A 717-nucleotide genomic window follows, 5' to 3' on the forward strand; every position below is an offset into this window, starting at 1 on the left:
CAGAACGTCGGCCGGGGCTACCGAGCAGGAGGATGTCATCGAATTCTTGTCGGGGACTGCTGATATGGCCAAAATACCGCCCGAACTCACCTTTCAGTAGACCAGGACCGCACCGCCATCACCGAACGCGCCAGCGACATGTCTGACCCGGCCGCGTTTCACCGCGTGTTGTGTACAGCCGGGTTCGCTTCCGATGTGTACGGGTCATTTTTGTTCATGCGGCAGCGCTGGTGCGTGTCATCATCACACCGTGCGGGGCTCAAGCGGTGAGGGTGGTACGACACGAAAATCAGCACAGAGCGTGGCTGCCTCGATCACGAGCACACGATGCGCCGGCCGAGGTGGCGCCAAGACGATCGTGGTCGTGCCCACGCCGATGATCGCCGACCTCTTGTTCTGCTGCCATACCCTGCGGTGGGCATGCATCGCGGCCGACCCGACTGGGCATCCTCACCAGCCACGGTGGCTGGTCGCCGGTGGTGATATCCGTGGCTGACGCTTCGGTCGTCTCGGCGCGGCTGCGACCGCCGCGGCCGGGGAGGATGCTGATCGTGACTGCGGGCTGGGGCGCCTGTTTCGTGGGGATCCGCTATGGGCTAGTTGATGCTCCGATCTTGTGGTTCGCGGCGCTGCGGGCCCTGCTGGCTGGCGGGGTGTTGTTGGCGGTCGGTTGGTGTGGTCGGCGCCCGGCGCCACCGCGGTCGGCCTGGCCCGGCG

At 65.8% G+C, this 717-nt stretch carries 1 protein-coding gene; it reads left to right on the forward strand.

The window, feature by feature from the left end; all coding sequences use genetic code 11:
• Nucleotides 1-488 precede the first annotated feature (488 nt).
• On the forward strand, nucleotides 489-717 hold a 229-nt coding region (locus tag AC5Y5O_RS32130), incomplete at its 3' end, for an EamA family transporter (RefSeq protein WP_500028761.1).

This window comes from Mycobacterium sp. NGS40, assembly GCF_059812735.1.